Here is a 25,110-nt window from a genome sequence, read left to right as displayed (position 1 = left end):
GGGCAAGGGGTAGGGGTGGTGCGCTTCGAGTTTCCCTACATGGCCGAACGACGGTTGAACGGCGGCAAGCGGCCGCCCAATCCGCAGAAGGTGTTGCTGGAGTCCTGGCGGACTGTATACGAACAGGTGCGGCGTTTAGCCGCAGGCCCGTTGGCCATAGGTGGCAAGTCCATGGGAGGGCGCATGGCCAGCCTGTTGGCTGATGAACTGGGCGCCGATGCGCTGGTGTGCCTGGGGTATCCGTTCTATGCCGTTGGCAAGCCGGAGAAACCTCGCGTGGAGCATCTTGCAGGCCTGCGCACACGCACGCTGATCGTGCAGGGCGAGCGGGATGCCCTGGGCAATCGCGAGGCGGTCGAGGGGTATGCGCTATCGCCGGCGATCGAGGTGAGCTGGCTGGCGGCGGCAGACCATGATCTGAAGCCGCTGAAGGCGTCGGGGTTCAGCCATGAGCAGCATATGCAGGCGGCGGCGGAGCGGGTGGCGGCGTTTCTCAAGGTCTAGGCCGCTTGGGGCTGCTTTTGCAGCCCATCGCCGCGGTTCGTCGCCACGACAAGCCGGCTCCCACCCCGACCACGCTGCCCTCAAGCCAAGCGCCGTCCCTGTGGGAGCCGGCTTGCCGGCGATGAGGCCGTTACAGGTTGGTGCTTAGTCGCGGTACTCGCACAGGTAGGCAGTGTCCACGGCCACCTTCAGTTGAAACTTGCTGTCGGCGGCCACGTTGAACTTGTCGCCAGCGTTGAAGGTTTCCCAGTTGTCGCTGCCTGGCAGCTTCACGCTCAGGGCGCCGGAGACCACGTGCATGATTTCGCGCTTGGCGGTGCCGAACTCGTACTCGCCCGGGGCCATCACGCCCACGGTGGCTGGACCTTCCTTGCCTTCGAAGGCGATCGACTTGACGGTGCCATCGAAGTACTCATTGACCTTGAACATCGGGCGACTCCTGAAAAAGCAATGAAAAAAGGCTGGCCAGTATGCCCAAGGCCCGCCCCAGCGTCATCTGTTTCAGGCCGCGCCCGGCGGCAGGCTCAAGGGTAGCAGGCGGGCGGTGTTGCGGGCGTCTTCCAGGGCTCGGTGCTGCTGCCCGGAAAACTGCAGGCCGGCCAGTTGCAAGGCGCTGTTCAGGCCCGCCGGGCGCTGCAGGTGGCGGGCCTTGGCGAAGCGTTGCTTGAGGTTGATGTGCGGCAGTTGTTCCAGCAGGCTGCGCACATGGTGCAGTTGCCATTCCTGCAGCAGCTGCTTGCGGTCGTAGTCGCCCCAGCTGACCCACGCCTGCAACTGCGCCTGGTGCGGCTGCAGCCACTGTTCGAACTGGCGCCAGACCCGGTCGAATTTCTCCGCGCCATCGACGTCGGCCTGGGTGATGTGGGTCAGTTCGCAGCAGAATGGCGTCAACTGCGGCCGCCGCCTGGGGCGCACGAAACGCTGGAAGTGATCGACCTCGCGCCCTTCGCGGGTGACCAGGCTTGCGCCGATTTCAATGATTTCCATCTCCGTGACCGGCCAGCCGCCGTCGTCGGTGGTGGCTTCCAGGTCGATCACCAACCAGTGGCCCATGCCAGGCTCCCCTTCAATGCACAAAGGCCGGCGCGCTGATCTGAGCGGCCCGGCCGGTAGAGCGTAGCCAAAGTCGAGAGCCACGGCATCCCCTGGCACTTTGGCATATTCGGCGGTTGTGCCCATGTGGGAAAACGCCTAGTTTAGGCGCATTCAGGCCCCTACCCGTGATGAGTGTCTCGACTTGATCCCACTGCCCAGCGTCAAGATTTCCTCTTCCCTGCTGTTGTTCGTTGCGGTAGCGCTGGGTGGTGCGGCGCGGGCAGACGAGGTGCTGGAAGTGAAGATCGGGGCGGCGCACTTTCCCCCGTATACCGTGCGCCCCGAACAGGGTGCCGATACCGGTTTGCTGCCGCAATTGGTCGAGGCGTTGAACCGTTTGCAGTCCCGGCACCGTTTCGTCCTGGTGCCCACCTCGATTCCCCGGCGCTTTGGCGACTTCCAGCAAGGCCGCACCGACATGGCGATCTTCGAGAACCCGCAGTGGGGCTGGCAGGAGATTGCCCACAAGACCGTGGACATGGGGCTGGAAGATGCCGAGGTGTTCGTCAGCCGTCAGCAGGCCGGGCGTGACCAGCACTACTTCGACGATCTCGAAGGCAAGCGCCTGGCGCTGTTCAATGGCTACCACTACGCTTTCGCCGATTTCAACCCGGACCCGGCCTGGTTGAAGAAACGCTACAGGGCGACCCTGACCTATTCCCACGACAGCAACCTGAACATGGTCGAGCGTGGACGTGCGGACATCGCCCTGGTCACCCGTTCGTACCTCAGCGATTTTCTCAGGCGCAACCCGGACAGTGCCGGCCAGTTGCTGGCCTCGCAACGGGTCGACCAGGTCTACCATCACTACGCGCTGCTGCGCCCAGGGGCGTCCATCAGCCCCGAGGCGTTCGCCAGCCTGTTGCGCCAGCTGCGGGAAAACGGCGAGCTGCTGCGGATCTTCCAGCCTTACCAGATCACCGTCGAAGCGCCGCACGACTAGGAGCCTAAATTTCGGCAAGGCCGTCGCGTATTCAGTATGGAGTGGGCAGGCTGTTGCAGGGCCCAAGGCAAACACGCCCCTGTTGGAGCGGGCTTGCCCCGCGATGACGGCCTCAGCCCAGGCGGCTGCTCTTGCGGCAATGGATCAGCGCATCGCGGATCATGAAGTTGACCAGCGTCGGCGAGACCCCCAGCTCCTTGGCGATATCCTTCTGCGGTACGCCATGCAGGCGGTACATCTCGAAGGCGTAGCGGGTGCGTTTGGGCAGTTCGTCGAGGGCGTCGGCGATGTGTTCCAAGGTAGCGAGGTTGATATGGGTGGCCTCGGGCGAGGCGTTCTGGATGACCACGTTCATCCCTTCCTCCTCGCTGCCGGAGTACCTGAGTTCCATGGCCTGCTTGCGGTAGTGATCGATGGCCAGGTTGCGCACGATCTGGAACAGGTAGCTGAGCTGGGCCTTGAACGATGAGGTGATCTGCGGGGCGGCGCTGAGCCTGAAGAAGGCATCCTGCACCACATCCTCGGCGCGGGAGCGGCAGCCGGTGATGCGGGCTGCGATCTTGACCAGGATGCTGCGGTTGTCGACGAATGCCTGGAGTAATGGTGAATCGCACTTACTTGTGGATAGTTGTTCCGCCATGGAAATCACCTTGTCTCAGAGAGGAGAGGGAGCGCACCTCTGGAGGAGGCTTCCTACGACGTGCGACAAACTATTCGTAATGATAATGATTGTCAAATACGAAAGTTAATGAGTTTCTATCCATTTTGGTTCTAAGCTTCAACCTGTGAAACGCTTCAACATTTGCCTCTACGTCCGGCCTTTCCAGCCTTCCCGACGGTCCTAATTTCTTCCCCCGCCCATCCGTTCCCCTGTGTACATCTCGGCTGCCGAACACTGCCCGCCTGTCGTGCGCGGGCCAGTCAGGCGCGACTCACCCAGACACTGGCAGGAACATTCCATGACGGACGCCTTCGAACTCCCGCACTCGCTGGTCCAGGCCCTGGCGCAACGCGCCGCCCAGACCCCGGAGCGCATCGCCTTGCGCTTCCTCGCTGACGCGCCCGGCGAGCAGGCGGTGCTCAGTTATCGGGACCTCGACCAGCGTGCGCGGACCATCGCCGCGGCGTTGCAGGCGCGAGCCGGGTTTGGCGAGCGTGCGGTACTGCTGTTCCCTAGTGGGCCGGACTATGTCGCGGCGTTCTTCGGCTGCCTGTACGCCGGGGTGATCGCCGTGCCGGCCTACCCGCCGGAGTCTTCGCGCCAGCACCATCAGGAACGCTTGCTGTCGATCATCGACGACGCCGAGCCGCGCCTGCTGCTGACGGTAGAGGCGCTGTGTGACAGTTTGCAGGGCCACGAGGCCCTGGCCGGGGCCAACGCTCCGAGCCTGCTGGCCGTGGATCGCCTGGATTCGCAGCTGGCCGCGCAGTGGCGCGAACCGAGGCTGGAAGGCAGAGACATCGCCTTCCTGCAATACACCTCCGGCTCCACCGCGTTGCCCAAGGGTGTGCAGGTCAGCCACGGCAACCTGGTGGCCAACGAACAGCTGATCCGCCAGGGATTCGGCATCGACCTGAACCCGGACGACGTGATCGTCAGCTGGCTGCCGCTGTACCACGACATGGGCCTGATCGGTGGCCTGCTGCAGCCGATCTTCAGCGGCGTGCCTTGCGTGTTGATGTCGCCGGGTTACTTCCTCGCCCGACCGCTGCGCTGGCTGCAGGCGATCAGCGACTACGGCGGCACCATCAGCGGTGGCCCGGACTTCGCCTACCGACTGTGCAGCGAGCGCGTCAGCGAGGCGGCACTCGCCGGCCTGGACCTGAGCCGCTGGCGCGTGGCCTATTCCGGTTCCGAGCCGATCCGCCAGGACAGCCTCGACACCTTCGCCGAAAAATTTGCCGCCTGTGGCTTCGACGCCAGCAGCTTCTTCGCCAGCTACGGCCTGGCCGAGGCTACTCTGTTCGTCAGCGGCAGCCGCCGTGGCCAAGGCATCGGCGCCCTGGAACTGGATGCCAGGGCCTTCGCCGCCAACCGTGCCGAACCGGGCCGGGGCAGCGTGCTGATGAGCTGCGGCTATCCGCAGCCGGGCCATGCGGTGCGTATCGTCGAGCCGCAGCAACTGCAGGTGCTGGCTGACAATCAGGTGGGCGAGATCTGGGCCGGCGGCCCGAGCATCGCCCTGGGGTACTGGCGCAACCCCGAGGCCAGCGCCCGCACCTTCGTCGAGATGGACGGCCAGACCTGGCTGCGCACCGGCGACCTGGGCTTCATGCGCGACGGCGAGGTGTTTGTCACCGGGCGCCTGAAGGACATGCTCATCGTCCGTGGCCAGAACCTCTACCCACAAGACTTGGAAAAGACCCTGGAGCGCGAGGTCGAGGTGCTGCGCAAGGGCCGGGTGGCGGTGTTCGCCGTCGACGACCAGGGCGAGGAGGGCATCGGCGTGGCGGTGGAGATCAGCCGCAATGTGCAGAAGGCGCACACGCCCGAGGCGCTGATCAATACCCTGCGCCGGGTCATTGCCGATGCCTGTCGCCAGGCGCCGGCCGTGGTGTTGCTGCTCAACCCGGGCGCCTTGCCCAAGACCTCCAGCGGCAAGCTGCAGCGCTCGGCCTGCCGCCTGCGCATGAACGACAGCAGCCTGGATATCTATGCGCGGTTCCCGACGGCGCAAACGGAGCAGGGCAATGGCGTGGCCGGTGACGACCTGCAGGCACGGATCGCGGGTATCTGGCGTGAACTGCTCAAGGTCGAGGCGGTGGCGGCGGACGACCACTTCCTGCTGCTGGGTGGCAACTCCATCGCGGCCACCCAGGTAACCGCGCGCCTGGGTGATGAACTGGGCATCCAGCTCAGCCTGCGTACCCTGTTCGAGGCACCGACCTTGGCCGAGTACAGCGCCGCCGTGGCGGCCGTCCTCGCCGAAGGTGGCAGCGCCGCCGGCACCATCGAAACCCAGGCTCGCGACCAGGCCCTGCCGCAGTCGCTGGCACAGAACCGCCTGTGGCTGTTGTGGCAACTGGAGCCGCAGTCCGCCGCCTACAACATCCCCGCTGGCCTGCACCTGCGCGGCGAGCTGGATGTCGCGGCGCTGCAGGCCAGCTTCCAGGCTCTGGTGGCACGCCATGAATCCTTGCGCACGCTGTTCGACGAAGTCGACGGCCAGGCCGTGCAACGCATCCTGCCGAGCCAGGCGTTCACCCTGCGTCATCTGGAGCTCGAAGGGCAGTCTCCCGCCGAGGTGGCCGCGCGCCGCGAGGATGAGGCGCAGCAGCCGTTCGATCTGCGCCAGGGTCCGCTCCTGCGGGTGACCCTGGCCCGCCTGGACGACGAAGAGCACCAGCTGTGGGTGACCCTGCACCACATCGTCGCCGACGGCTGGTCGCTGAACATCCTGCTGGATGAGTTCGCCCGTCTGTACGCGGCCCAGGGCCAGGCTGTGCAACTGCCCGAACTGACGCTGGGCTACGCCGACTACGGCCAGTGGCAGCGCCAGTGGCTGGCCGATGGCGAAAGCGCCCGCCAGCTCGACTACTGGAAGAACAAGCTGGGTGATGAACTGCCGGTGCTCGACCTGTGTACCGACCAGCCCCGCGCCAGCCGGCAGCACAGCCTTGCCGCGCGCCACACGCTCAAGGTGCCTGCGGCGCTGACCAGCGCCCTCAAGGATCTGGCCCGCGACCAGCAGGCCAGCCTGTTCATGGTCCTGCTGGCCGGCTGGCAGGCCCTGCTGCACCGCTACAGCGGCCAGGGCGATATCCGTATCGGCGTGCCCAACGCCAACCGTCCGCGCCTGGAAACCCAGGGCATGGTCGGTTTTTTCATCAACACCCAGGTGCTGCGCGCCGAGCTCGACGGCCGTCTGCCGTTCGCCGGGCTGCTGGCCCAGGCACGCCAGGTCACACTCGAGGCCCAGGCCCATCAGGACCTGCCCTTCGAGCAACTGCTCGAGGCGCTGCCGCAGGCCCGTGAACAGGGTCTGTTCCAGGTCATGTTCAACCACCAGCAACGCGACCTGTCGGCGTTGCGCCGCCTGCCCGGCGTGCTGGCCGAAGAGCTGCCCTGGCACAGCCGCGAAGCCAAGTTCGACCTGCAGTTGCACAGCGAGGAAGACCACCAGGGCCGCCTGACGCTGGCCTTCGACTACGCCGCCGGATTGTTCGAGGCGGCCACCGTCAAACGCCTGGCCAGCCATCTGCTGGCCTTGCTCGAGCAGGTCTGCGCCGAGCCGCAGTTGCCCCTCGGCGAGGTGCGCCTGCTCGACGAGCACAGCCAGACGCAACTGCTCGAGTGGGGCCAGGCGCCCATGGCGAGCGCGCCGCGCCTGCTGGTCGAGCAACTCAACGAACAGGCGCGCCTGAGCCCCGAGCGCACCGCGCTGGTGTGGGAGGGCGGTCAGCTGAGCTATGCCGAACTGCACCAGCAGGCCAACCGCCTGGCGCATTACCTGCGCGACAAGGGCGTCGGTCCGGACACTTGCGTGGCGATTGCCCTGGAGCGTTCGCCGCAGCTGCTGGTCGGCCTGCTGGCCATTCTCAAGGCCGGTGGCGCCTACGTGCCGCTGGATACCGACTACCCGGCCGAGCGCCTGGCCTACATGCTCGGTGATTGCCAGGCCGGCCTGCTGCTCAGCCACAGCAGCCTGCTCGACAAACTGCCGCAGGTCGAAGGCGTGAGCGCCATCGCCCTCGACCAGCTGCACCTGGACAGCTGGCCAAGCCAGGCCCCCGGCTTGCACCTGCACGGCGACAACTTGGCCTATGTGATCTACACCTCCGGTTCCACCGGCCAGCCCAAGGGCGTAGGCAATACCCATGCCGCGCTGGCCGAGCGCCTGCAGTGGATGCAGGCCAGCTATGCGCTGGATGACAGCGACGTGCTGATGCAGAAGGCGCCGATCAGCTTCGACGTGTCGGTGTGGGAGTGCTTCTGGCCGCTGCTCACCGGTTGCAAGCTGATCCTGGCCGGCCCCGGCGAACATCGCGATCCGCAGCGCATCGCCCAGCTGATCCAGCAACACGCGGTGACCACGCTGCACTTCGTGCCGCCGTTGCTGCAGGTGTTCGTCCAGGAGCCGTTGGCCGCCGGCTGCTCCAGCCTGCGCCGGTTGTTCTCCGGTGGCGAGGCGTTGTCCGCCGCCTTGCGTGACCGCGTGCTGCAACTGCTGCCACAGGCGCAACTGCACAACCGCTACGGCCCGACCGAAACCGCGATCAACGTCACCCACTGGCGCTGCCAGGCGAATGACGGCGAGCGCTCGCCCATTGGTCGCCCGCTGGGCAACGTGCTGTGCCGGGTGCTGGACGATGAGTTCGAGTTGACCGCGCCGGGCGTGCCCGGCGAGCTGTGCCTGGGGGGCGCGGGCCTGGCCCGCGGCTACCTCGGCCGCCCTGGGCTGACCGCCGAGCGCTTCGTGCCGCAGCCCGATGGCGACGGCGCACGGCTGTACCGCAGCGGCGACCGCGCCCGCTGGCATGTGCCGAGCCAGGCCCTGGAGTACTTGGGGCGCCTCGACCAGCAGGTCAAGGTGCGCGGCTTCCGCGTCGAGCCGGAGGAGGTGCAGGCGGTGCTGCTGGCCGAGCCGGGTGTCGCCCAGGCACTGGTGCTGATCCACAAGGATGCCGTCGGTGCCCAACTGGTGGGCTACTACAGTGGTGTCGAGCAGACCGAGGCGCTGCTGGCCGCATTGGCCGAGCGCCTGCCGGCCTACATGGTGCCGGCACAACTCATCCATCTTGCGCAGCTGCCCCTGGGGCCGAGCGGCAAGGTCGATCGCAAGGCGCTGCCGGCCCCGGTCTGGCAGCAACGTGAACATGTCGAGCCGCAAAGCGCGTTGCAACAACAGGTCGCGGCGATCTGGCGCGAGGTGCTGGGCCGGCCGCAGGTCGGCTTGCAGGATGACTTCTTCGCCCTCGGCGGCCACTCGCTGCTGGCCACCCAGATCGTCTCGCGCACCCGCCAGGCGCTGGATGTCGAGTTGCCGCTCAAGGCCTTGTTCGAGGCCAGCGAGCTAGGCGCGTTCTGCGCCGAGATTGCCCGTCTGCGGGGCTGCGGCGCACGCAACCTGCAAGGCGCCATCGCCCGTGTCGACCGCCGCCAGGCGGTGCCGCTGTCGTACTCGCAGCAGCGCATGTGGTTCCTCTGGCAGATGGATCCGTACAGCCCCGCCTACAACGTCGGCGGCATGGCCCGCTTCCAGGGCGCGCTGCATGTGGACGCCTTCGAGCGCGCCTTGCAGGCGTTGATCGTGCGTCACGAAACCCTGCGCACCACCTTCCCCAGCATCGACGGCAAGCCTTACCAGTGCGTGGCCGATGACAGCCACGTGCAACTGCACTGGCATGACTTCAGCACCCTGGCCGACGAGGCCCGCCAGCAACGCCTGCAACAACTGGCCGACGACCAGGCGCACCAGCCGTTCGACCTGGAGCGCGGTCCATTGCTGCGCGCCTGCCTGGTCAAGGCCGGCGAGCGCGAGCATTACTTCGTCCTGACCCTGCACCATATCGTCACCGAAGGCTGGGCCATGGACATCTTCGCCCGCGAACTGGGCGAGCTGTACGAGGCCTTCGTCGACGAGCGCGAGTCGCCGCTGGCACCGCTGCCTGTGCAATACCTCGACTACAGCGTGTGGCAGCGCCAATGGCTGGAAAGCGGCGAGGGCGATCGCCAGCTGGCTTACTGGAAGGACCGCCTGGGCGACGAGCACCCGGTGCTGGCATTGCCCGCCGACCGCCCACGCCCGGCGGTGCAGAGCCACCGCGGCGAGCTGTACCGCTTCGACCTGGACCCAGCGCTGGTCAAGCGCGTGCATGCCTTCAACAGCCAGCGCGGCCTGACCCTGTTCATGACCATGACCGCCACCCTGGCCGCGTTGCTGCACCGCTACAGCGGCCAGCGCGACCTGCGCATCGGCGCGCCGGTGGCCAACCGCATCCGCCCGGAAAGCGAAGGGCTGATCGGCGCCTTCCTCAACACCCAGGTGCTGCGCTGCGAGCTGGACGGGCAGATGAGCGCCGGCGCGCTGCTCGACCAGGTGCGCCAGACCATCATCGATGGCCAGTCGCACCAGGACCTGCCGTTCGAGCAACTGGTCGAGGCCTTGCAGCCGCCGCGTTCGAGCGCCTACAACCCGTTGTTCCAGGTGATGTGCAACGTGCAGCGCTGGGCCTTCCAGCAGAGCCGTGAGCTGGTGGGCATGCAGGTGGACTATCTGGTCAACGACGCCAGCGCCACCAAGTTCGACCTGTACCTGGAGGTCACCGACCTCGACGGTCGCCTGGGCTGCTGCTTCACCTACAGCCGCGACCTGTTCGATGAACCGCGCATCGCGCGCATGGCCGAGCACTGGCAGCAGTTGCTGGTAGCGCTGATCGACGATCCGCAGCAGCGCCTGTGCGAACTGCCGATGCTGGCTGATGCCGAGCAGCAGGTGCTGATCGGCCAGTTGCAGGGCGAGCAGGACTTCGCGCTGGACCAGACGCTGCACGGTCTGTTCGCCGCCCAGGCTGAGCGTACCCCGCAGGCCCTGGCCCTGACTTTTGCCGGCCAGCACCTGAGCTACGCCGAGCTCGACCAGCAGGCCAATCGCCTGGCCCGGGCCCTGCGCGAGCGCGGCGTCGGCCCGCAGGTACGCGTGGGCCTGGCGCTGGAGCGATCGCTGGAGATGGTGGTGGGCCTGCTGGCCATTCTCAAGGCCGGTGGCGCCTACGTGCCGCTGGACCCGGAATACCCGCTCGACCGCCTGCGCTACATGATCGAGGACAGCCGCCTGGGCCTTCTGATCGGCCAACGGGCGTTGCTCGAGACCTTGGGCGAACTGCCGCCAGGCGTCGCCCGCTGGAGCCTGGAGGACGATGCCGCGAGCCTGTCCGCCTACAGCGACGCCGCCCTGGACAACCTCAACCTGCCGCAGCACCAGGCGTACCTGATCTATACCTCCGGCTCCACCGGCAAGCCCAAGGGCGTGGTGGTCAGCCATGGCGAGATCGCCATGCACTGCAAGGCGGTGATCGCCGAGTTCGGCATGCGCAGCGACGACTGCGAGCTGCACTTCTATTCGATCAATTTCGATGCCGCCAGCGAGCGCCTGCTGGTACCACTGCTGTGTGGCGCCCGCGTTGTGCTGCGCGCCCAGGGCCAGTGGGGCGCCGAGGAGATCTGCCAGTTGGTGCGTGAACAGCAGGTGAGCGTGCTCGGTTTCACCCCAAGCTACGGCAGCCAGTTGGCCCAGTACCTGGCCGGGCAGGGCGAGCAATTGCCGGTGCGCCTGGTGATCACTGGTGGCGAGGCCTTGACCGGCGAGCACCTGCAACGCATCCGCCAGGCCTTTGCGCCGCGGCAGTTCTTCAATGCCTACGGTCCGACCGAAACCGTGGTGATGCCACTGGCCTGTCTGGCGCCGGAGCAGATACCCGTCGACGCCGGCAGCGTGCCGATCGGCCGGGTCATCGGTGCCCGCACCGCCTACATCCTCGACGACGATCTGGCCCTTTTGCCACAGGGCGGTATCGGTGAGCTGTACGTGGGTGGCGCGGGCCTGGCCCAGGGTTACCACGACCGTCCGGGCCTGAGCGCCGAGCGTTTCGTCGCCGACCCGTTCAGCCATGCCGGTGGTCGCCTGTACCGTACCGGCGACCTGGTGCGCCTGCGCGCCGATGGCCAGGTGGAATATGTCGGGCGTGCTGACCAGCAGGTGAAGATCCGTGGCTTCCGTATCGAACTGGGTGAGATCGAGAGCCGCCTGCAGGAGCACGCCGACGTCGAGGAAGCGGTAGTCCTGGCCCTCGACCTGCCGGGCGGCAAGCAGCTGGTGGGTTACCTGGTGTGCCCGCAGGCCAGCGCCGACGGCGAGGCCCAGGCCCTGCTGCGCGAGGCGGTCAAGGCCGATGCCCGCCAGCACCTGCCCGACTACATGGTGCCGGCGCACCTGGTGCTGCTCGACAGCCTGCCGCTGATGGGCAACGGCAAGCTCGACCGCCGCGCGTTGCCGGCCCCGGATCTGGAGCAGGCGCGCCAGCATTACCAGGCGCCGGCCAATGAGCTGGAAGGCCAACTCGCGCAGATCTGGCGCGAGGTGCTCAACCTGCCCAGCATCGGCGTGCAGGACAACTTCTTCGAACTGGGCGGCGACTCGATCCTGTCGATTCAGGTGGTCAGCCGTGCCCGCCAGCTGGGGCTGCAGTTCACCCCGCGTGACTTGTTCCAGCACCAGACCATCCAGACCCTGGCGGCCGTGGTGACCCGCAGCGAGGCGCCGAGCGCGATCGAGCAGGGCGCACGTCAGGGACGCACCGGCCTGACGCCGATCCAGCACTGGTTCTTCGACAGCGAAGTGCCGCAACCGCAGCACTGGAACCAGGCGGTGCTGCTCGGTGTGCGCCAGCCGTTGCAGGCCGAGGCGCTGGAGCGGGCTTTGGCCGCGCTGGTGCAACACCACGACAGCCTGCGCCTGCGCTTCGGTCAGGCCAACGGCCGCTGGCAGGCCGAGTACGCCCAGCCGAGCACCCAGCCGTTGCTATGGACCGCGACGGTGAGCGATTTCGAGGACTGCCAGGCGTTCTATACCGATGTGCAGCGCAGCCTCGACCTTGCCGAGGGGCCGCTGCTGCGCGCCTTGCTGGTCAGCGATGACCAGGGCGCCCAGCGCCTGCTGCTGGCGATCCATCACCTGGTAGTCGACGGCGTGTCCTGGCGCGTCCTGCTGGAAGACCTGCAGGCGCTGTACCGCGGTGAAACCCTGGCCGCCAAGACCCATGCCATGGGTGACTGGGCGGCGCGCCTGGCCAGCTATGCCGGCAGCGACTCGCTGCGCGACGAGCTGGGCTGGTGGGAAGCGCAACTGGGCAACGCCCGTCGTGAACTGCCCTGCGACCACCCCCAGGGCGACAACCTGCACCGTAATGCCCGCAGCATCGCCATCGAGCTGGACGTCGAGCAGACCCGCCAGCTGCTGCAACAGGCGCCGGCGGCCTATCACACCCAGGTCAACGACCTGCTGCTGACTGCCCTGGCCCGTACCCTGTGCCAGTGGAGCGGCGACCAACAAGTATTGGTGCAGCTGGAAGGCCATGGCCGCGATGGTCTGTTCGAGGACATGGACCTGACCCGCAGCGTCGGCTGGTTCACCAACGCCTACCCACTGAGCCTGACCCCCGTAATGGCTGAGGGCGAAGTTGGCCGCGCCGCGTCGATCAAGCGCATCAAGGAACAACTGCGCCAGGTACCGCACAAAGGCCAGGGCTACGGTGTGCTGCGCTACCTGGCCGACGAGGCCGGGCGTGAGCGCATGGCCGCCTTGCCCCAGGCCCGGATCACCTTCAACTACCTCGGCCAGTTCGACCAGCAGTTCGACCAGGCGGCACTGTTCCAGCCGCTGGACGCCCCGGCGGGCCTGGCCCATGACCTGGATGCGCCGCTGCCGAACTGGCTGAGCGTCGATGGCCAGGTCTACGGCGGCGCGCTGCAACTGCGCTGGAGCTTCAGTGCCGAGCGCTATGACGAGGCGACCATCGCCCGTCTGGCCGAGGCCTATCGCCAGGAGCTGCTGGCCCTGGTCGCCCACTGCCTGGCGGACGGCAACGGCAGCTTCACCCCCTCGGACTTCCCGCTGGCGCAACTGACTCAGGAGCAGATCGACGCGCTGCCGATCCCGGCCGCCGAGATCGAGGACGTCTACCCGCTGACGCCGATGCAGGAAGGCCTGCTGCTGCACACCCTGCTCGAGCCGGGCACCGGCATCTACTACATGCAGGACCGCTACCGCATCAACAGCGCCCTCGACCCCGAGCGCTTCGCCCGGGCCTGGCAGGCGGTGGTGGCGCGCCATGAGGCGTTGCGTGCCTCGTTCAGCTGGAACGCCGGCGAAGCGATGCTGCAGATCATCCACAAACCCGGCAAGACCGCGGTGGACTATCAGGACTGGCGCGGCCTCGACGAGCACACCCAGGAAGCGCGCCTGCAAGCGTTGCACAAGGAGGAGCGCGAGGCCGGCTTCGAGCTGCTGCGCGAAGCACCGTTCCACCTGCGCCTGGTACGTGTGGACGATGCGCGTTACTGGTTCATGATGAGCAACCACCACATCCTCATCGATGCCTGGTGCCGCTCGCTGCTGATGAACGACTTCTTCGAGATCTACCAGGCCCTGGGCGAAGGGCGCCAGGCCCAGTTGCCGGTGCCGCCGCGCTACCGCGACTACATCGGCTGGCTGCAGCGCCAGGACCTCGACGAGGCGCGCCAGTGGTGGCAGGCCAACCTGGCCGGCTTCGAGCGCGCCACGGCGATCCCCAGCGACCGTCCGCTGCGCCATGACCACGCCGGAGACGGCATGGTCGTGGGTGACTGCTACACCCGCCTGCAAGTGAGCGAGGGCGCCCGCCTGCGTGATCTGGCCCAGGCCCACCAACTGACGGTCAACACCTTCGCCCAGGCGGCCTGGGCGCTGACCCTGGCCCGTTACAGCGGCGAGCGCGACGTGGTGTTCGGCGTCACCGTGGCCGGGCGTCCGGTGAGCCTGCCGCAGATGCAGCGCACGGTCGGCCTGTTCATCAACAGCATCGCCCTGCGCGTGCAGTTGCCGCAGCCGGGCGAGCGCAGCAGCGTGCGCCAGTGGCTGCAAGGCTTGCTCGATCGCAACATGCAGTTGCGTGAGTACGAGTACCTGCCGCTGGTGGCGATCCAGGAATGCAGCGAACTGCCCAAGGGCCAGCCGTTGTTCGACAGCCTGTTCGTGTTCGAGAACGCCCCGGTGGAAACTGCGGTGCTCGACCACGCCCAGCACCTGGACGCCAGCTCCGACTCGGGCCGGACCCACACCAACTTCCCGCTGACCGCGGTGTGCTACCCGGGCGATGACCTGGGCCTGCACCTGTCGTTCGACCAGCGCTACTTCGACTACCCGACCGTCGAGCGCTTGCTCGCCGAATTCAAGCGCCTGCTGCTGGCGCTGGTCGAGGGCTTCGACGGCGAGGTCGGCGAGCTGCCGCTGCTGGGGGCCGACGAACAACGCTTCCTGCTCGAGGACTGCAACCGCACCGAACATGCCTATGCGCTGGAGCAGAGCTACATCGAGCTGTTCGAGGCACGGGTGGCCGCGCATCCGCAGCGCACCGTCGCCCGTTGCGAGGCGGCCGCATACGACTATGCGGGCCTGAACGTGGCGGCCAACCGGCTTGGTCATGCTTTGGTTGCGGCTGGCGTGGCCATCGACCAACCGGTGGCGTTGCTGGCCGAGCGCGGCCTGGCGCTGCTGGGCATGATCGTCGGCAGCTTCAAGGCCGGCGCTGGTTACCTGCCGCTGGATCCGGGCCTGCCTGCAGCGCGCCTGCAACGTATCGTCGAGCTCAGCCGCACGCCGGTGCTGGTGTGCAGCGCGGCCTGCGCCGAGCAGGCGCGCCAGCTGCTCGATGAGGTAGCGGGCACGGCGCGGCCGAAGCTGCTGGTCTGGGAAGACGTGCAGGCAGGCAACGTGGCCAGCCATAACCTTGGCATCCACAGCGCGCCGGACAACCTTGCCTACGTGATCTACACCTCCGGTTCCACCGGCCTGCCCAAGGGCGTGATGGTCGAGCAGCGCGGCATGCTCAACAACCAGCTGAGCAAGGTGCCGTACCTGGCCCTGGACGAGCAGGATGTGATCGCCCAGACCGCCTCGCAGAGCTTCGACATCTCGGTGTGGCAGTTCCTCGCCGCGCCGTTGTTCGGTGCCCGTGTGGAGATCGTGCCGAACGCCATCGCCCATGATCCGCAAGGCTTGCTGAGCCATGTGCAGGCCACCGGCATCACAGTGCTGGAGAGTGTGCCGTCGCTGATCCAGGGCATGCTGGCCAACGATCACCAGGCCCTCGATGGGCTGCGCTGGATGCTGCCGACCGGCGAGGCCATGCCGCCCGAGCTGGCCGCCCAGTGGCTGCAGCGCTACCCGGCCATCGGCCTGGTCAACGCCTACGGCCCGGCGGAGTGCTCGGACGACGTGGCGTTCTTCCGCGTCGATGCCGCCTCGACCCAGGGCAGCTACCTGCCGATCGGCACGCCGACCGACAACAACCGCCTGTACCTGCTCGGCGAAGACCAGACCCTGGTGCCGCTGGGCGCGGTGGGCGAGCTGTGCGTCGCTGGTACCGGTGTGGGCCGTGGCTATGTCGGCGACCCGCTGCGCACGGCCCAGGCGTTCATCCCGCACCCGTACGGTGCCCCCGGTGAGCGCCTGTACCGCACCGGCGACCTGGCGCGGCGCCGTCCGGATGGCGTGCTGGAATACGTCGGGCGCATCGACCATCAGGTCAAGATCCGTGGCTACCGCATCGAGCTGGGCGAGATCGAGGCGCGCCTGCACGAACAGCCGGAGCTGCGCGATGCGGCGGTGGGCGTGCAGGAGGGCGTCAATGGCAAGCACCTGGTCGGCTACCTGGTGGCGCACCAGGGCGTCAGTGCCGATGCCGCGCTGCTCGACCAGCTCAAGCAGCGCCTGCGCGCCGAGTTGCCGGAGTACATGGTGCCGCTGCACTGGGGCTGGTTCGACAGCCTGCCGCACAACGCCAACGGCAAGCTCGACCGCAAGGCGCTGCCTGCCATCGATATCGGTAGCCAGCACAGCCAGGCCTACCTGGCGCCGCGCAATGAGCTTGAAGAGACGCTCGCCGGCATCTGGGCCGATGTGCTCAAGGCCGAGCGGGTGGGCGTGCGCGACAACTTCTTCGAGCTGGGCGGGCATTCGCTGCTGGCAACGCAGATCGCCTCGCGGGTGCAGAAGGCCCTGCAGTTGAACGTGCCGTTGCGGGCAATGTTCGAGTGCAGCACGGTGCAAGAGCTGGCGGACTATGTGCGTGGCTTGCAGGACAGCGCGCTGGACGACGCCAAGGTCGATCGGTTGAGCGACCTGATGGCGGAGCTGGAGGCGTTGTAGCCTCATTGCCGTCAGCGCGGGGCCTGCCTGCTCCCACAGGATCAGGCAAACCCTGCGCTGACGCGGCGATGTGGCGCCGGGCCACCCTGTAAAACCTACCCTTGCTGGTGCTACGCTGCACACTCAGTAGCCAAGGATTTCACAGGTTTCATGGACGATAGCCTGCATGCCGCCCGCATGGGCGATCTCATTCTTCATCCGCCGCTGATGGCCGAGCTGGTCAGTGGCCTGGTCGAGGCTGCGGTCTATGCGGCGGCGGTCGCCGCGGTCGGTGCCGCCATCGGTGGCGCGGTGGTCGCGGTGGTCGGTACCGGCGGTGCCGCCGCCGTGCTCACGCCGCTGATCGCCGGGGCCATGGTCAGTGCCGCCAGCCTGCTGCCGGGTGGCGATGACAAGAGTATCGGCGATCGCATATCCGACTTCAGCAATTGGGTCGGCAATTCCTTGTTCCCCCCGGAGCCCTACGGCGCCATCAGCAGTGGCTCGCACAATACCCGCATCAACGGCATCTTCGCCGCCCGCGCAGCCGGGGTGAGCGGTGGCCCGGTCGAGGCGCCCGCCGTGGGCGAGGAGCCGTCGATCCTCGAAAATATCGGGGCGTACGCCATGGTCGGGGCATCCATGGTGTTGCCGGTGATCGGCCTGGCCCAGGAGATCAACAGCATCTTCAACCCACCGGTGACGACCCCCGCGGCACCCGGTACGATCCCCAAGCCCCAGGACAAGGCGGTGTGCAGCAAGCACCCGCCGATGCCTGAACAGTTCGTCGCCCAAGGCTCCGACAAGGTGTTCATCAATGGCCAGCCCGCCGCCCGGGTGGGGGACAAGACCACCTGCGACGGGCCCATCGGCATGACCTTCTCGCCCAATGTACGTATCGGCGGCGGTACGCTGACAGTGCGCGACATCCATGATGGCAAGAGCGCCGCGGCTAAGATCATCGGCTTGATCGCGGGGATGCTCATCAGTCGAAGGGGAATGCTCAAAGGTCGCCGATGCGGTGTGGGCAACCCAGTGGCGCCGTCCACGGGCGGCAAGTTCCAGGACGGTCCTGAGGATGTGGACTTCAGGTTGGCGGCGCTGGTGCCGATTACCTGGGCGCGCCGCTACGACAGCAACGACAGACGTGTCGATGGCTTGTTCGGCATGGGCTGGAGCGTGCCTTACGAGGTGTGCCTGGAACGTGTCGCGCACCCGGAAGGTGGAGAGCTGTGGATCTACGTCGACGAGGAGGGTGCGCGGCTGGAGCTTGGTCGCCTGCAGGTCGGCAGCGCATTCGTCAGCATTCTCGATGGTTTGGCGTTTTTCCATCAGGACAACGGTTTCACCATCGTCGAGAACATCAACAGCGGACTGTATCAGGTGTTCCATACCGATCCGCTGGATCCCCGGCGCTCGCGGCTGGTCAAGCTGGGCGACCGTAATCTCAATACCCTGGAGCTGTTCTACGACGCGCAGGGACGCCTGCAGTTTCTGGGTGACAGTTTCGCTCGCACATTCATCGAGCTGCACTACACCGAAGCCCAACCCCGTCGCGTGTCGGCGGTGCACAGGCTGTACCTGCAGGCCGGCCAGGCCTTTGCGGTCGAGCGCCGGGAATGCCTGGCACGGTATGGGTATACCCCGGCGGGCCAACTGGAACAGGTCGCCGACGGCGAAGGGCGGGTGCTGCGGCATTTCGCCTACACCGACCAGGGATTGCTGGCCAGCCATACGCTGCCCACGGGCGCCATTCGTCAGTACGAGTGGGCCTGCTTCGCCTCTGCGGCCATCCGTCGTCAGCCCTGCAGCCTCGACGGCACGCCTTATCACATGCCGCCACTGCTTGAGCCACAACCAGACCATGAGTGGCGTGTGGTGCGGCATTGGGGCAGTGATGGCGAGGAGTACCGCTTCACCTATGATCTTGAGCAAGGCCATACCCAGGTGGTCGACGGCCTGGGGCGCACCGAGCATTATCACTGGGGGGCGCTTTACGAAATCCATACCTTCCGTGATGCCTTGGGGCAATGCTGGCGGTATGACTACGTCGATGGATTGCTGCGCCGCAGTCTCGACGCACAGGGGGGCGAGTGGTCCTACGGTTACGACGCCCTTGGCCGTCTGGTCGCCACGACCGATCCCCTGGGGCGTTGTGAAAGCATCGGCTACATCGAGCATTGGGCCTTGCCAGACCGTATCACCGACGGAGCGGGGCGGTTGCGTCGCTATACCTATGATCGACGGGGCAATCTGCTTGCCGAAATCGACCCGCTCGGACAACAGACCCGCTATGACTATGATCAACAGGGACGACTGGCGCGGATTGTCGATGCGCAGGGCAAGGACCGCTCGTTGCGCTGGAATGAGCGAGGCCAGCTGATTGCCACGCGTGACTGCTCAGGACAAAAGACGGCTTATCGCTATGACCCGCAGGGGTACTTGAGCGAGTTGCGCAACGCCGAAGGCGGTACCACGCGATATCGTTTCGATGCCCGTGGCAACCTGTTGCAGCGCGAACTGGCAGACGGCAGGGTCGAGCACTATCAAGTCGATGCGGCCGGCCAGCTGACAGGCCATACCGGCCCGGACCAATGCATGACCCAATGGCAGTACGACGCCAGCGGCCGGCTGCTGCAACGTACCGATGCCATGGGCCTGACCGTACGCCTGGGCTGGGATGCCTACGGCCGCCTGCAGCAGCTGGAAAACGAGAACGGCGAGTGCTACCGCTTTCAGTGGGATGCGCTGGATCGACTTCTGGCCCAGAAGAACCTCGACGGCGGTGGTTACAGCCTGTCGTACGATGCGCTGGGCAACGTCGTCCAGACGACCCTGCATCCGGCCAGTACAGCGGAGCCCGCTCTTGCGGGCAGCCCTGAGGAAGCGGACGTTCAGGTGCAGTTGCGCTGCTTCGAGCATGACGCGGCCGGGCGCCTGGTGCGCAAGCGAACCGAGGATGGGGTGACAGCGTATACCTACGATGCAGCCGACAATCTGCTGTCGATCCGTTTCAGCGACCAGGCTGGGCAATCCCGGCAACTGGACTTTGCCTATGACGCTTCAGGGCAATTGCTGGAGGAAAGCTGCGGCCCAGGGCAGCTCGGATACCGCTACGACCCGTTGGGCAACCTGCAGACCCTGACCTTGCCGGACCAGCGTCGGATCAATTACCTGCGCTACGGGAGTGGGCACCTTCACCAGCTCAACCTCGATGGCCGGGTAATCAGTGATTTCGAACGGGATGCGTTGCACGCCGAAGTCCTGCGAAGCCAGGGCGCATTGTCAACCAGGACACGCCACGACAGCACGCGGCGTCTGGTGCAGAGAGTCATCGAGTACCAGGATGGCGCACAGGCGGTGCTGCCTATGCTGCAAAAGGATTACCGGTACGATGCCGGCAACAATCTCGTTGGCGAGGTACTGACCCAGATCCAGCGCTGCGGCAATGGGCTGGGAGTGGAGCTCGATGAGATCATCGGGCGCTTTCAGGCAGGTGCTGGTGGGCGCGTCAGCTATGACTACGGTCCCACCGAACGTATCCACGGCACATCACGTCAGCTGCCCCACCGGCAGTCGCCGACTGTCGAACACTTCGGCTATGACCCTGCCGGGAACCTGCTTGATGGTTACCAGGTCGGTGGCCGGGTGCGCCATGACCGGGTCAAGGTGTTCCAGGACAGACGCTACCGCTACGACCGCTTTGGCCGGCTCAGCGAGAAGCGCAGCGGCAACCGCCTTGTCCAGCATTTCGAGTATGACGCCGAGCATCGGTTGGTCAGGGTCAGGCAGCAACGCGGAGCAGTCCGCGAGCGAATCGAGTTCGCCTATGATCCCTTGGGCAGGCGAGTCGACAAGCGTGTCTATCGTGACAATCATGAAGCACCCGTCAGCCGGAGCGAATTTCTGTGGCAAGGGTTGCGTCTGCTGCAGGAAGTACAGGATGGCAGGCCGAGCCTGTTCCTGTATGCCGATGCGACCAGTCACGAGCCTCTGGCCAGGGTGGATGGAGCGCCTGGCCATGAACGGGTCTTCTACTTCCACACCAATCTTGCCGGTCTGCCAGAGCAACTGACTGATGAGCGCGGCATGAGTGTCTGGCACGGCAATTTCCAGGTGTGGGGCAACAGCAGGGAGGAGTGGCACGCACCCGAACAGGTCAGTCGGCAGAACCTGCGCTTCCAGGGGCAGTACCTGGACCGGGAAACCGGGCTGCATTACAGCATGTTCAGATTCTACGACCCGGATATCGGGCGGTTCACCCAGCAAGATCCTGTCGGCCTGCTGGGTGGCGTGAACCTGTACCAGTATTCACCCAACCCGGTGACCTGGATCGATCCGCTGGGGTTGAGTTGCAGTCATGCCAAGATGCAACCTTACCGCGACGATGTCATGGTCAAGGGGCCGCACGCCGATATCTACGTCAACAACCGGAAAGTTGCCGAGGCGCGCTTGTCCGATGATGGCGACTGGTTCCGCTGGGGCGAGTTGATCAAGGACAAGAAGATGTTGAAAGAGGCGGACAAAGTCATCGGTGGCATGGGCAAGGACACCTCCATCATGACTGAAGCCGTATCGCAGACACGTCGGGCGCTTGCCGATTTCGAGCAGATCCTCAAGCACAACAAGCCCGCTACCCGCCTCTACCAGCAGGCGGAGCGAGGCGTTGTCAGGTTCAAGAAACTACTGGAAGCAATCACATGACGTTCGACGATTTTGTAAAGGGCAAGCTGCAGGTGCGGTTCGGGGCTTCTCTGGAAACACTCATGCCCGGTTTTCACAAACCCACCGTGCAGATGATCAGCGAGCCGGATCAGCGCTTCGGGGTGTTCTCGCAAGGTATCGAGTACCTGTTCGACATGAACCAGCTCTGTCTTGTGCAATATGATATTTCGCGCATCCGCACAATGTCCTTCAACCGGCATCCGATCGATGAGACGACGTCTGTGGAGGCGTTCAAGGATTACCTGACCGAGGCAGGGGTGGGCTTCGAGGAGGAGCGCAAGGATGGGCAGACCATCCTGCTGACCACGACGGGGGTGAAACTGTACTTCGATGGGCAAACGCCGTGTTTCTCCACCGCCATGAAAAGCTGGTGATCCTGTACGCAGTGCGCAGTGCCAGAAAGGGTGGCAGGGCGGTCAGGGCAGCCAGCCGGAAAGCTGCCCTGAGCCGTTTCCCCTGACGCGTTTCAGCGTTTGCCGAGGATCTTCCCGAGCATCTCTGGCCGCGGCGCGCCTTGCTGGCTTTGCAACTGCCCCTTTTCATCCTGATAGAAGATCGCCGGGGTTGCGGCCAGGCCCAGTTCTTCCATCAGCGCCAGATTCGCCTCAAGTTTTTTCTGTACCGCCTCCGGCACCTTGTCCAGCGCCTTGAGCGAGCTGGCCTTGCCGGCCTTCTCGTGTTCCTGCAAGGCCTTGGCAGGGTCCTTGGCGGCGAGCAGCGCGGCGGACTTGCCCGGACTGTCCTCGCGGATGATGCCGACCATGATGTGGCGCAGTTGCACCTTGCCCGAGTCGACCCAGGGCCGGGCCTGCTGCCAGAACATGTTGCAGTAGGGGCAGTTGGGGTCGCTGAACAGGTAGACGGTACGCGGCGCATCGACCTTGCCGTCCTGGATCCAGGCGGTCTTTTCCATCTTCGCCCACACGGCCTTGCTCATCGGTGCGTACACCAGTTTTTCCAAGGGTTCGGCGCTGAGGTCCTTGCCTTGCTCGTCGAACAGGCTGCCCACCAGGACGTGCTTGCCGTCGGGGGTGAGGTACAGGGCAATGCCGTTGTTGTGGTACTCGGCGGCATAGCCGCGCAGCCCGTCGGGGGCGTCGAAGCTGCCCTTGATCACGGCACCCTTGGCTTGCAGTTGCTGGATCGCCTTGGGCAGTTCCTCTGCTTGCAGCGTGGGGGTGGCAAGCAGGGCGAGGGTCAGGGGCAGCAGTGCATTCAATCGCATGTCAGTTTCCTTGTGGGGCGGGCGCATCGGCGCGTTCGAAGGGTTCCAGGGCGTGGCGCAGGCTGGCGCGCGACAGTTCGCCCAGGTGGCTGCCGACCAGCCGCCCTTCGGCGTTGTAGAACAGGGTGGTGGGCAGGGCCATGGAGCCGACCTTGCGGGCCAGCTCGCCCGTGCCGTCGAACAGCACGTTGGAGAGGGTCAGGCCGGTGGTGGCCATGAAGGTGCTGACGTTCTCAGGGGTCTCCCCCTGGTTGACGAACAGGAAGGTCACATGGGGATAGTCGTCCTCGGCCTGTTGCAGCACCGGCATCTCGCGGCGGCAGGGTGGGCACCAGGTGGCCCAGATGTTGATCACCAGCGGGCGACCGCGGTAGCCATGCAGGGCCACCGCCTGGCCGCGGCTGTCGCGCAGGCTCATGTCGGGCAGCTCGGTGCCTTTGCTGTAGAGGTGGCTGGCCAGGCTGGCGAGCCCCCAGAACAGGGCGCCGCTGAACAGCGCCCAGCCCAGCGGACGGCGCAAACCTGGGCGGCGCCAGCCTTGCCACAGGGTACCGAGCACGATGCCCAGTAGCCCACCCCAGAGCAGGAAGCCGCCGTCGCGGATATCGATGATTTGCAGCAGGTCATCGCGGTACATCGGCCAGTAGGCCAGGACGAACCCCAGGCGGGCGAACAGCAAGCCCAGCAGGAACAGGTTGAACAGTGCCGACTCCGGGTTTTCGCCGCCGCGCTTGGCGACTCGCCAGCCGACCAGGCTGGCGATGCCCAGTGCGGCAAGCAGCAGCAGGTGGTTGAGGGCCATGGTCAGCGGCCCGAGAGTGATGGTGAGCATCAGCCTTGGCTCCTGGTCTGGGCCCAGTGCTGGAGGAATCCGGCGGCGTCGATTTCACCGGTGATACGGCGGGCGCGGCGTTCCTCGCCCTCCGGGCCGACCCAGATCAGGCTGGGCGGGCCCGGAACCTGGTAGCGTTGCAGCAGCTCGCGGCTGGCCGGGGAGTCGGCGGTTACATCCAGGCGCAGCAGGCGCACGTCGTCAAGGCTGGCCTGGACATCGGCACGGGCGAACACCTGCTTCTCCATGACTTTGCACGACACGCACCAGTCGGCGTAGTAGTCCACCAGTACCCATTGGCCACGGGCTTTGGCGGCATCGAGTTCACGCTGCAGCTCGGCCGGTGCGCTGACGGTGACAAAGGCGTCGTGGCCGCTGGCGGGGACCGTGGCCGCGCTATTGCCGGCGAAAGGCTGCAACGGCTGCCACACATCCTTGCCACCGGCTGCGGCGCCCACCAGCAACAGGCCGCCCCACAGCGCGCCCAGCAGTGGGATAGCACGCAAGGCGGGCAGGCGCTGCAGGGCAGGCCAGGCGGCCCAGCCCAGGGCGATCAACCAGGCACCGGCCAGGGCCAGCACCAGCGTTTCCGGCAGCAGGCCGCGCACGGTGTACAGGGCCATGGCCAGGAACACGAAGCCGAACAAGCCCTTGATCAGGTTCATCCAGGCGCCTGGGCGCGGCAGGTAGCGATTGCCCAGGGTGACCAGCAGCAACAGCGGGACACCCATGCCCAGGCCGAGGGTGAACAGCACCAGTGCCCCTTGCAGCACGTCGCCGCTCTGGGCGATGAACAGCAGCGCGCCGGCCAGGGGCGCGGTCATGCAGGGTCCAAGCAGCAAGCCCGACAGGGCACCCAGCAGCGCCGCGCCATACAGGTTGCCACCACGGGTGCCTTGCCCGGCGCGGTCCAGGCGGTCACGCAGGGCGGCGGGCAGTTGCAGTTCGAAAGCGCCGAACATGGGCAGGGCGAGCAGCACGAACAAACCAGCCAGGCTGCCCAGCAGCCAGGGTTGTTGCAGCCAGGCTTGCAGGCTGGCGCCCAGCAGCGCGGCGATCACGCCGAGGGCGGCATAGACCAACGCCATGCTCAGCACATAGATGCCGGCCAGCCACCAGCCACGTCGGGCGCTGGCGCCATTGCCCAGGACCAGCCCGGCGAGGATCGGCAGCATTGGCAGCGAGCACGGGGTGAAGGCCAGCAGCAGGCCCAGGCCGAAGAATGCCAGCAGGCTCCAGGCCAGGCTGTCCTGCTGCAAGGTGCCGGCCAGGGCCTGGTCGCTGGCCTGGTCGGAGGCCGGTGTTGCCGCAGCCGCCCCGCCAAGGGCGATCGGGGTGGTCTGCGGCGGATAGCATAGCCCTGCGTCCGCGCAGCCTTGCCAGCCCAGGCGCAGTTCCCCGCTGGCGCTGGCCGGCAGCAGCAGTTCGAGTTGGGTGCGGTAGACCGCGCTGTCGCCGAAGAACTCATCGTGATGGTTCTCGGCCTGGGGCAGGGGCGGGTGCTGCTTGGGGGGCAGGCCGTCGAACTTCAGGCGCTTCTGGTAGAGGTAGTAGCCGTCCTTGATCTGGAAATGCAGGCGCGTCTGGCCGTTTTCCAGGCGGTCGTGAGTCAGCACGAAGGCTTCGTTCACCGGCAGGAAGTCCGGTTTCACCGCGAACGGGTTGGCCTGTAGGGGGCCGGCGAGCAGGAATGTCAGGAAAAGCAGGAGAACACGCATGTCGACGCCTTGGCAGAACTTTGAAGGAGGCCATGCTGGCCTTGGGTTATTAACTGAAGGTTAAGCTGGTCCTAGGACCGTCGGTGGGGGCGTTGCAGCGCCCGATGCTATCAGCCCGACGAACGTCGCCAAACCGGTTCATAATCCCCCCTTAATGATGAACCTGTGCAATGCCATCTTCC

At 66.1% G+C, this 25,110-nt stretch carries 11 protein-coding genes; 5 read left to right on the top strand and 6 right to left on the bottom strand.

The features are described 5' to 3' along the window. Positions 1 to 504: alpha/beta family hydrolase (locus AC3WL2_RS24965; protein ID WP_102703515.1), on the top strand; the 504-nt coding region annotated here is incomplete at its 5' end. Between the two features lie 144 nt (positions 505 to 648). Here AC3WL2_RS24965 and ppnP read toward each other — a convergent pair. After that, positions 649 to 933 carry a pyrimidine/purine nucleoside phosphorylase gene (gene ppnP, locus AC3WL2_RS24960; RefSeq protein WP_038705716.1) on the bottom strand — a complete coding sequence of 95 codons (285 nt, stop codon included), beginning with the start codon at positions 931 to 933 and terminating at the stop codon, positions 649 to 651. Positions 934 to 1,005: 72 nt separating this feature from the next. After that, on the bottom strand, positions 1,006 to 1,557 hold the full coding sequence (locus AC3WL2_RS24955) for a 3'-5' exonuclease (RefSeq protein ID WP_102684964.1): 552 nt from the start codon (positions 1,555 to 1,557) through the stop codon (positions 1,006 to 1,008). Positions 1,558 to 1,741: 184 nt separating this feature from the next. Between AC3WL2_RS24955 and AC3WL2_RS24950 the strand changes: the two genes are divergently transcribed. Beyond that, positions 1,742 to 2,542, top strand: a complete 801-nt coding sequence (locus AC3WL2_RS24950) for a substrate-binding periplasmic protein (protein WP_102684965.1) — start codon at positions 1,742 to 1,744, stop codon at positions 2,540 to 2,542. Positions 2,543 to 2,654: 112 nt separating this feature from the next. On the opposite strand, the gene AC3WL2_RS24945 is transcribed toward AC3WL2_RS24950, so the two are convergent. Further along, on the bottom strand, positions 2,655 to 3,182 hold the full coding sequence (locus AC3WL2_RS24945) for an RNA polymerase factor sigma-70 (RefSeq protein ID WP_046856458.1): 528 nt from the start codon (positions 3,180 to 3,182) through the stop codon (positions 2,655 to 2,657). Positions 3,183 to 3,501: 319 nt separating this feature from the next. On the opposite strand from AC3WL2_RS24945, the gene AC3WL2_RS24940 reads away from it, so the two are divergent. From AC3WL2_RS24940 to AC3WL2_RS24930, 3 genes are all read left to right on the top strand, one after another. Beyond that, complete coding sequence (locus tag AC3WL2_RS24940) at positions 3,502 to 16,449, top strand: non-ribosomal peptide synthetase (RefSeq protein WP_102684966.1); 12,948 nt, start codon at positions 3,502 to 3,504, stop codon at positions 16,447 to 16,449. A gap of 150 nt (positions 16,450 to 16,599) precedes the next feature. Then, a complete protein-coding gene (locus AC3WL2_RS24935) occupies positions 16,600 to 21,132 on the top strand; it encodes an RHS repeat-associated core domain-containing protein (protein ID WP_102703514.1) in 4,533 nt (1,510 codons plus the stop codon). Beyond that, positions 21,129 to 21,527 carry a hypothetical protein gene (locus AC3WL2_RS24930; protein WP_102684967.1) on the top strand — a complete coding sequence of 133 codons (399 nt, stop codon included), beginning with the start codon at positions 21,129 to 21,131 and terminating at the stop codon, positions 21,525 to 21,527. Before AC3WL2_RS24935 ends, AC3WL2_RS24930 begins: the two co-directional genes overlap by 4 nt. Before the next feature lie 92 nt (positions 21,528 to 21,619). Here the strand turns inward: AC3WL2_RS24930 and dsbG are convergent, their stop codons facing one another. The 3 genes from dsbG to dsbD are packed head-to-tail and all read right to left on the bottom strand — an operon-like array spanning position 21,620 to position 24,928. Continuing rightward, positions 21,620 to 22,378, bottom strand: coding sequence for a thiol:disulfide interchange protein DsbG (gene dsbG / locus AC3WL2_RS24925; protein ID WP_102684968.1), 759 nt, complete (start codon positions 22,376 to 22,378; stop codon positions 21,620 to 21,622). Between the two features lies 1 nt (position 22,379). Beyond that, positions 22,380 to 23,210, bottom strand: coding sequence for a TlpA family protein disulfide reductase (locus AC3WL2_RS24920; RefSeq protein WP_102684969.1), 831 nt, complete (start codon positions 23,208 to 23,210; stop codon positions 22,380 to 22,382). Further along, on the bottom strand, positions 23,210 to 24,928 hold the full coding sequence (gene dsbD, locus AC3WL2_RS24915) for a protein-disulfide reductase DsbD (protein WP_102690682.1): 1,719 nt from the start codon (positions 24,926 to 24,928) through the stop codon (positions 23,210 to 23,212). The genes AC3WL2_RS24920 and dsbD overlap by 1 nt, the downstream gene beginning before the upstream one ends. Between the last annotated feature and the right edge of the window lie 182 nt (positions 24,929 to 25,110).

The organism is Pseudomonas sp. FW305-96, from assembly GCF_058783825.1.
This window is presented reverse-complemented; position numbering and strand designations above follow the sequence as displayed.

Bases quoted from the DNA above. Each gene is read 5' to 3' on its own strand.
- AC3WL2_RS24940 (WP_102684966.1), top strand. From the start codon at position 3,502: ATGACGGACGCCTTCGAACTCCCGCACTCGCTGGTCCAGGCCCTGGCG.
- dsbD (WP_102690682.1), bottom strand. From the start codon at position 24,928: ATGCGTGTTCTCCTGCTTTTCCTGACATTCCTGCTCGCCGGCCCCCTA.
- AC3WL2_RS24920 (WP_102684969.1), bottom strand. From the start codon at position 23,210: ATGCTCACCATCACTCTCGGGCCGCTGACCATGGCCCTCAACCACCTG.
- AC3WL2_RS24955 (WP_102684964.1), bottom strand. From the start codon at position 1,557: ATGGGCCACTGGTTGGTGATCGACCTGGAAGCCACCACCGACGACGGC.
- AC3WL2_RS24935 (WP_102703514.1), top strand. From the start codon at position 16,600: ATGGACGATAGCCTGCATGCCGCCCGCATGGGCGATCTCATTCTTCAT.
- ppnP (WP_038705716.1), bottom strand. From the start codon at position 933: ATGTTCAAGGTCAATGAGTACTTCGATGGCACCGTCAAGTCGATCGCC.
- AC3WL2_RS24945 (WP_046856458.1), bottom strand. From the start codon at position 3,182: ATGGCGGAACAACTATCCACAAGTAAGTGCGATTCACCATTACTCCAG.
- dsbG (WP_102684968.1), bottom strand. From the start codon at position 22,378: ATGCGATTGAATGCACTGCTGCCCCTGACCCTCGCCCTGCTTGCCACC.
- AC3WL2_RS24930 (WP_102684967.1), top strand. From the start codon at position 21,129: ATGACGTTCGACGATTTTGTAAAGGGCAAGCTGCAGGTGCGGTTCGGG.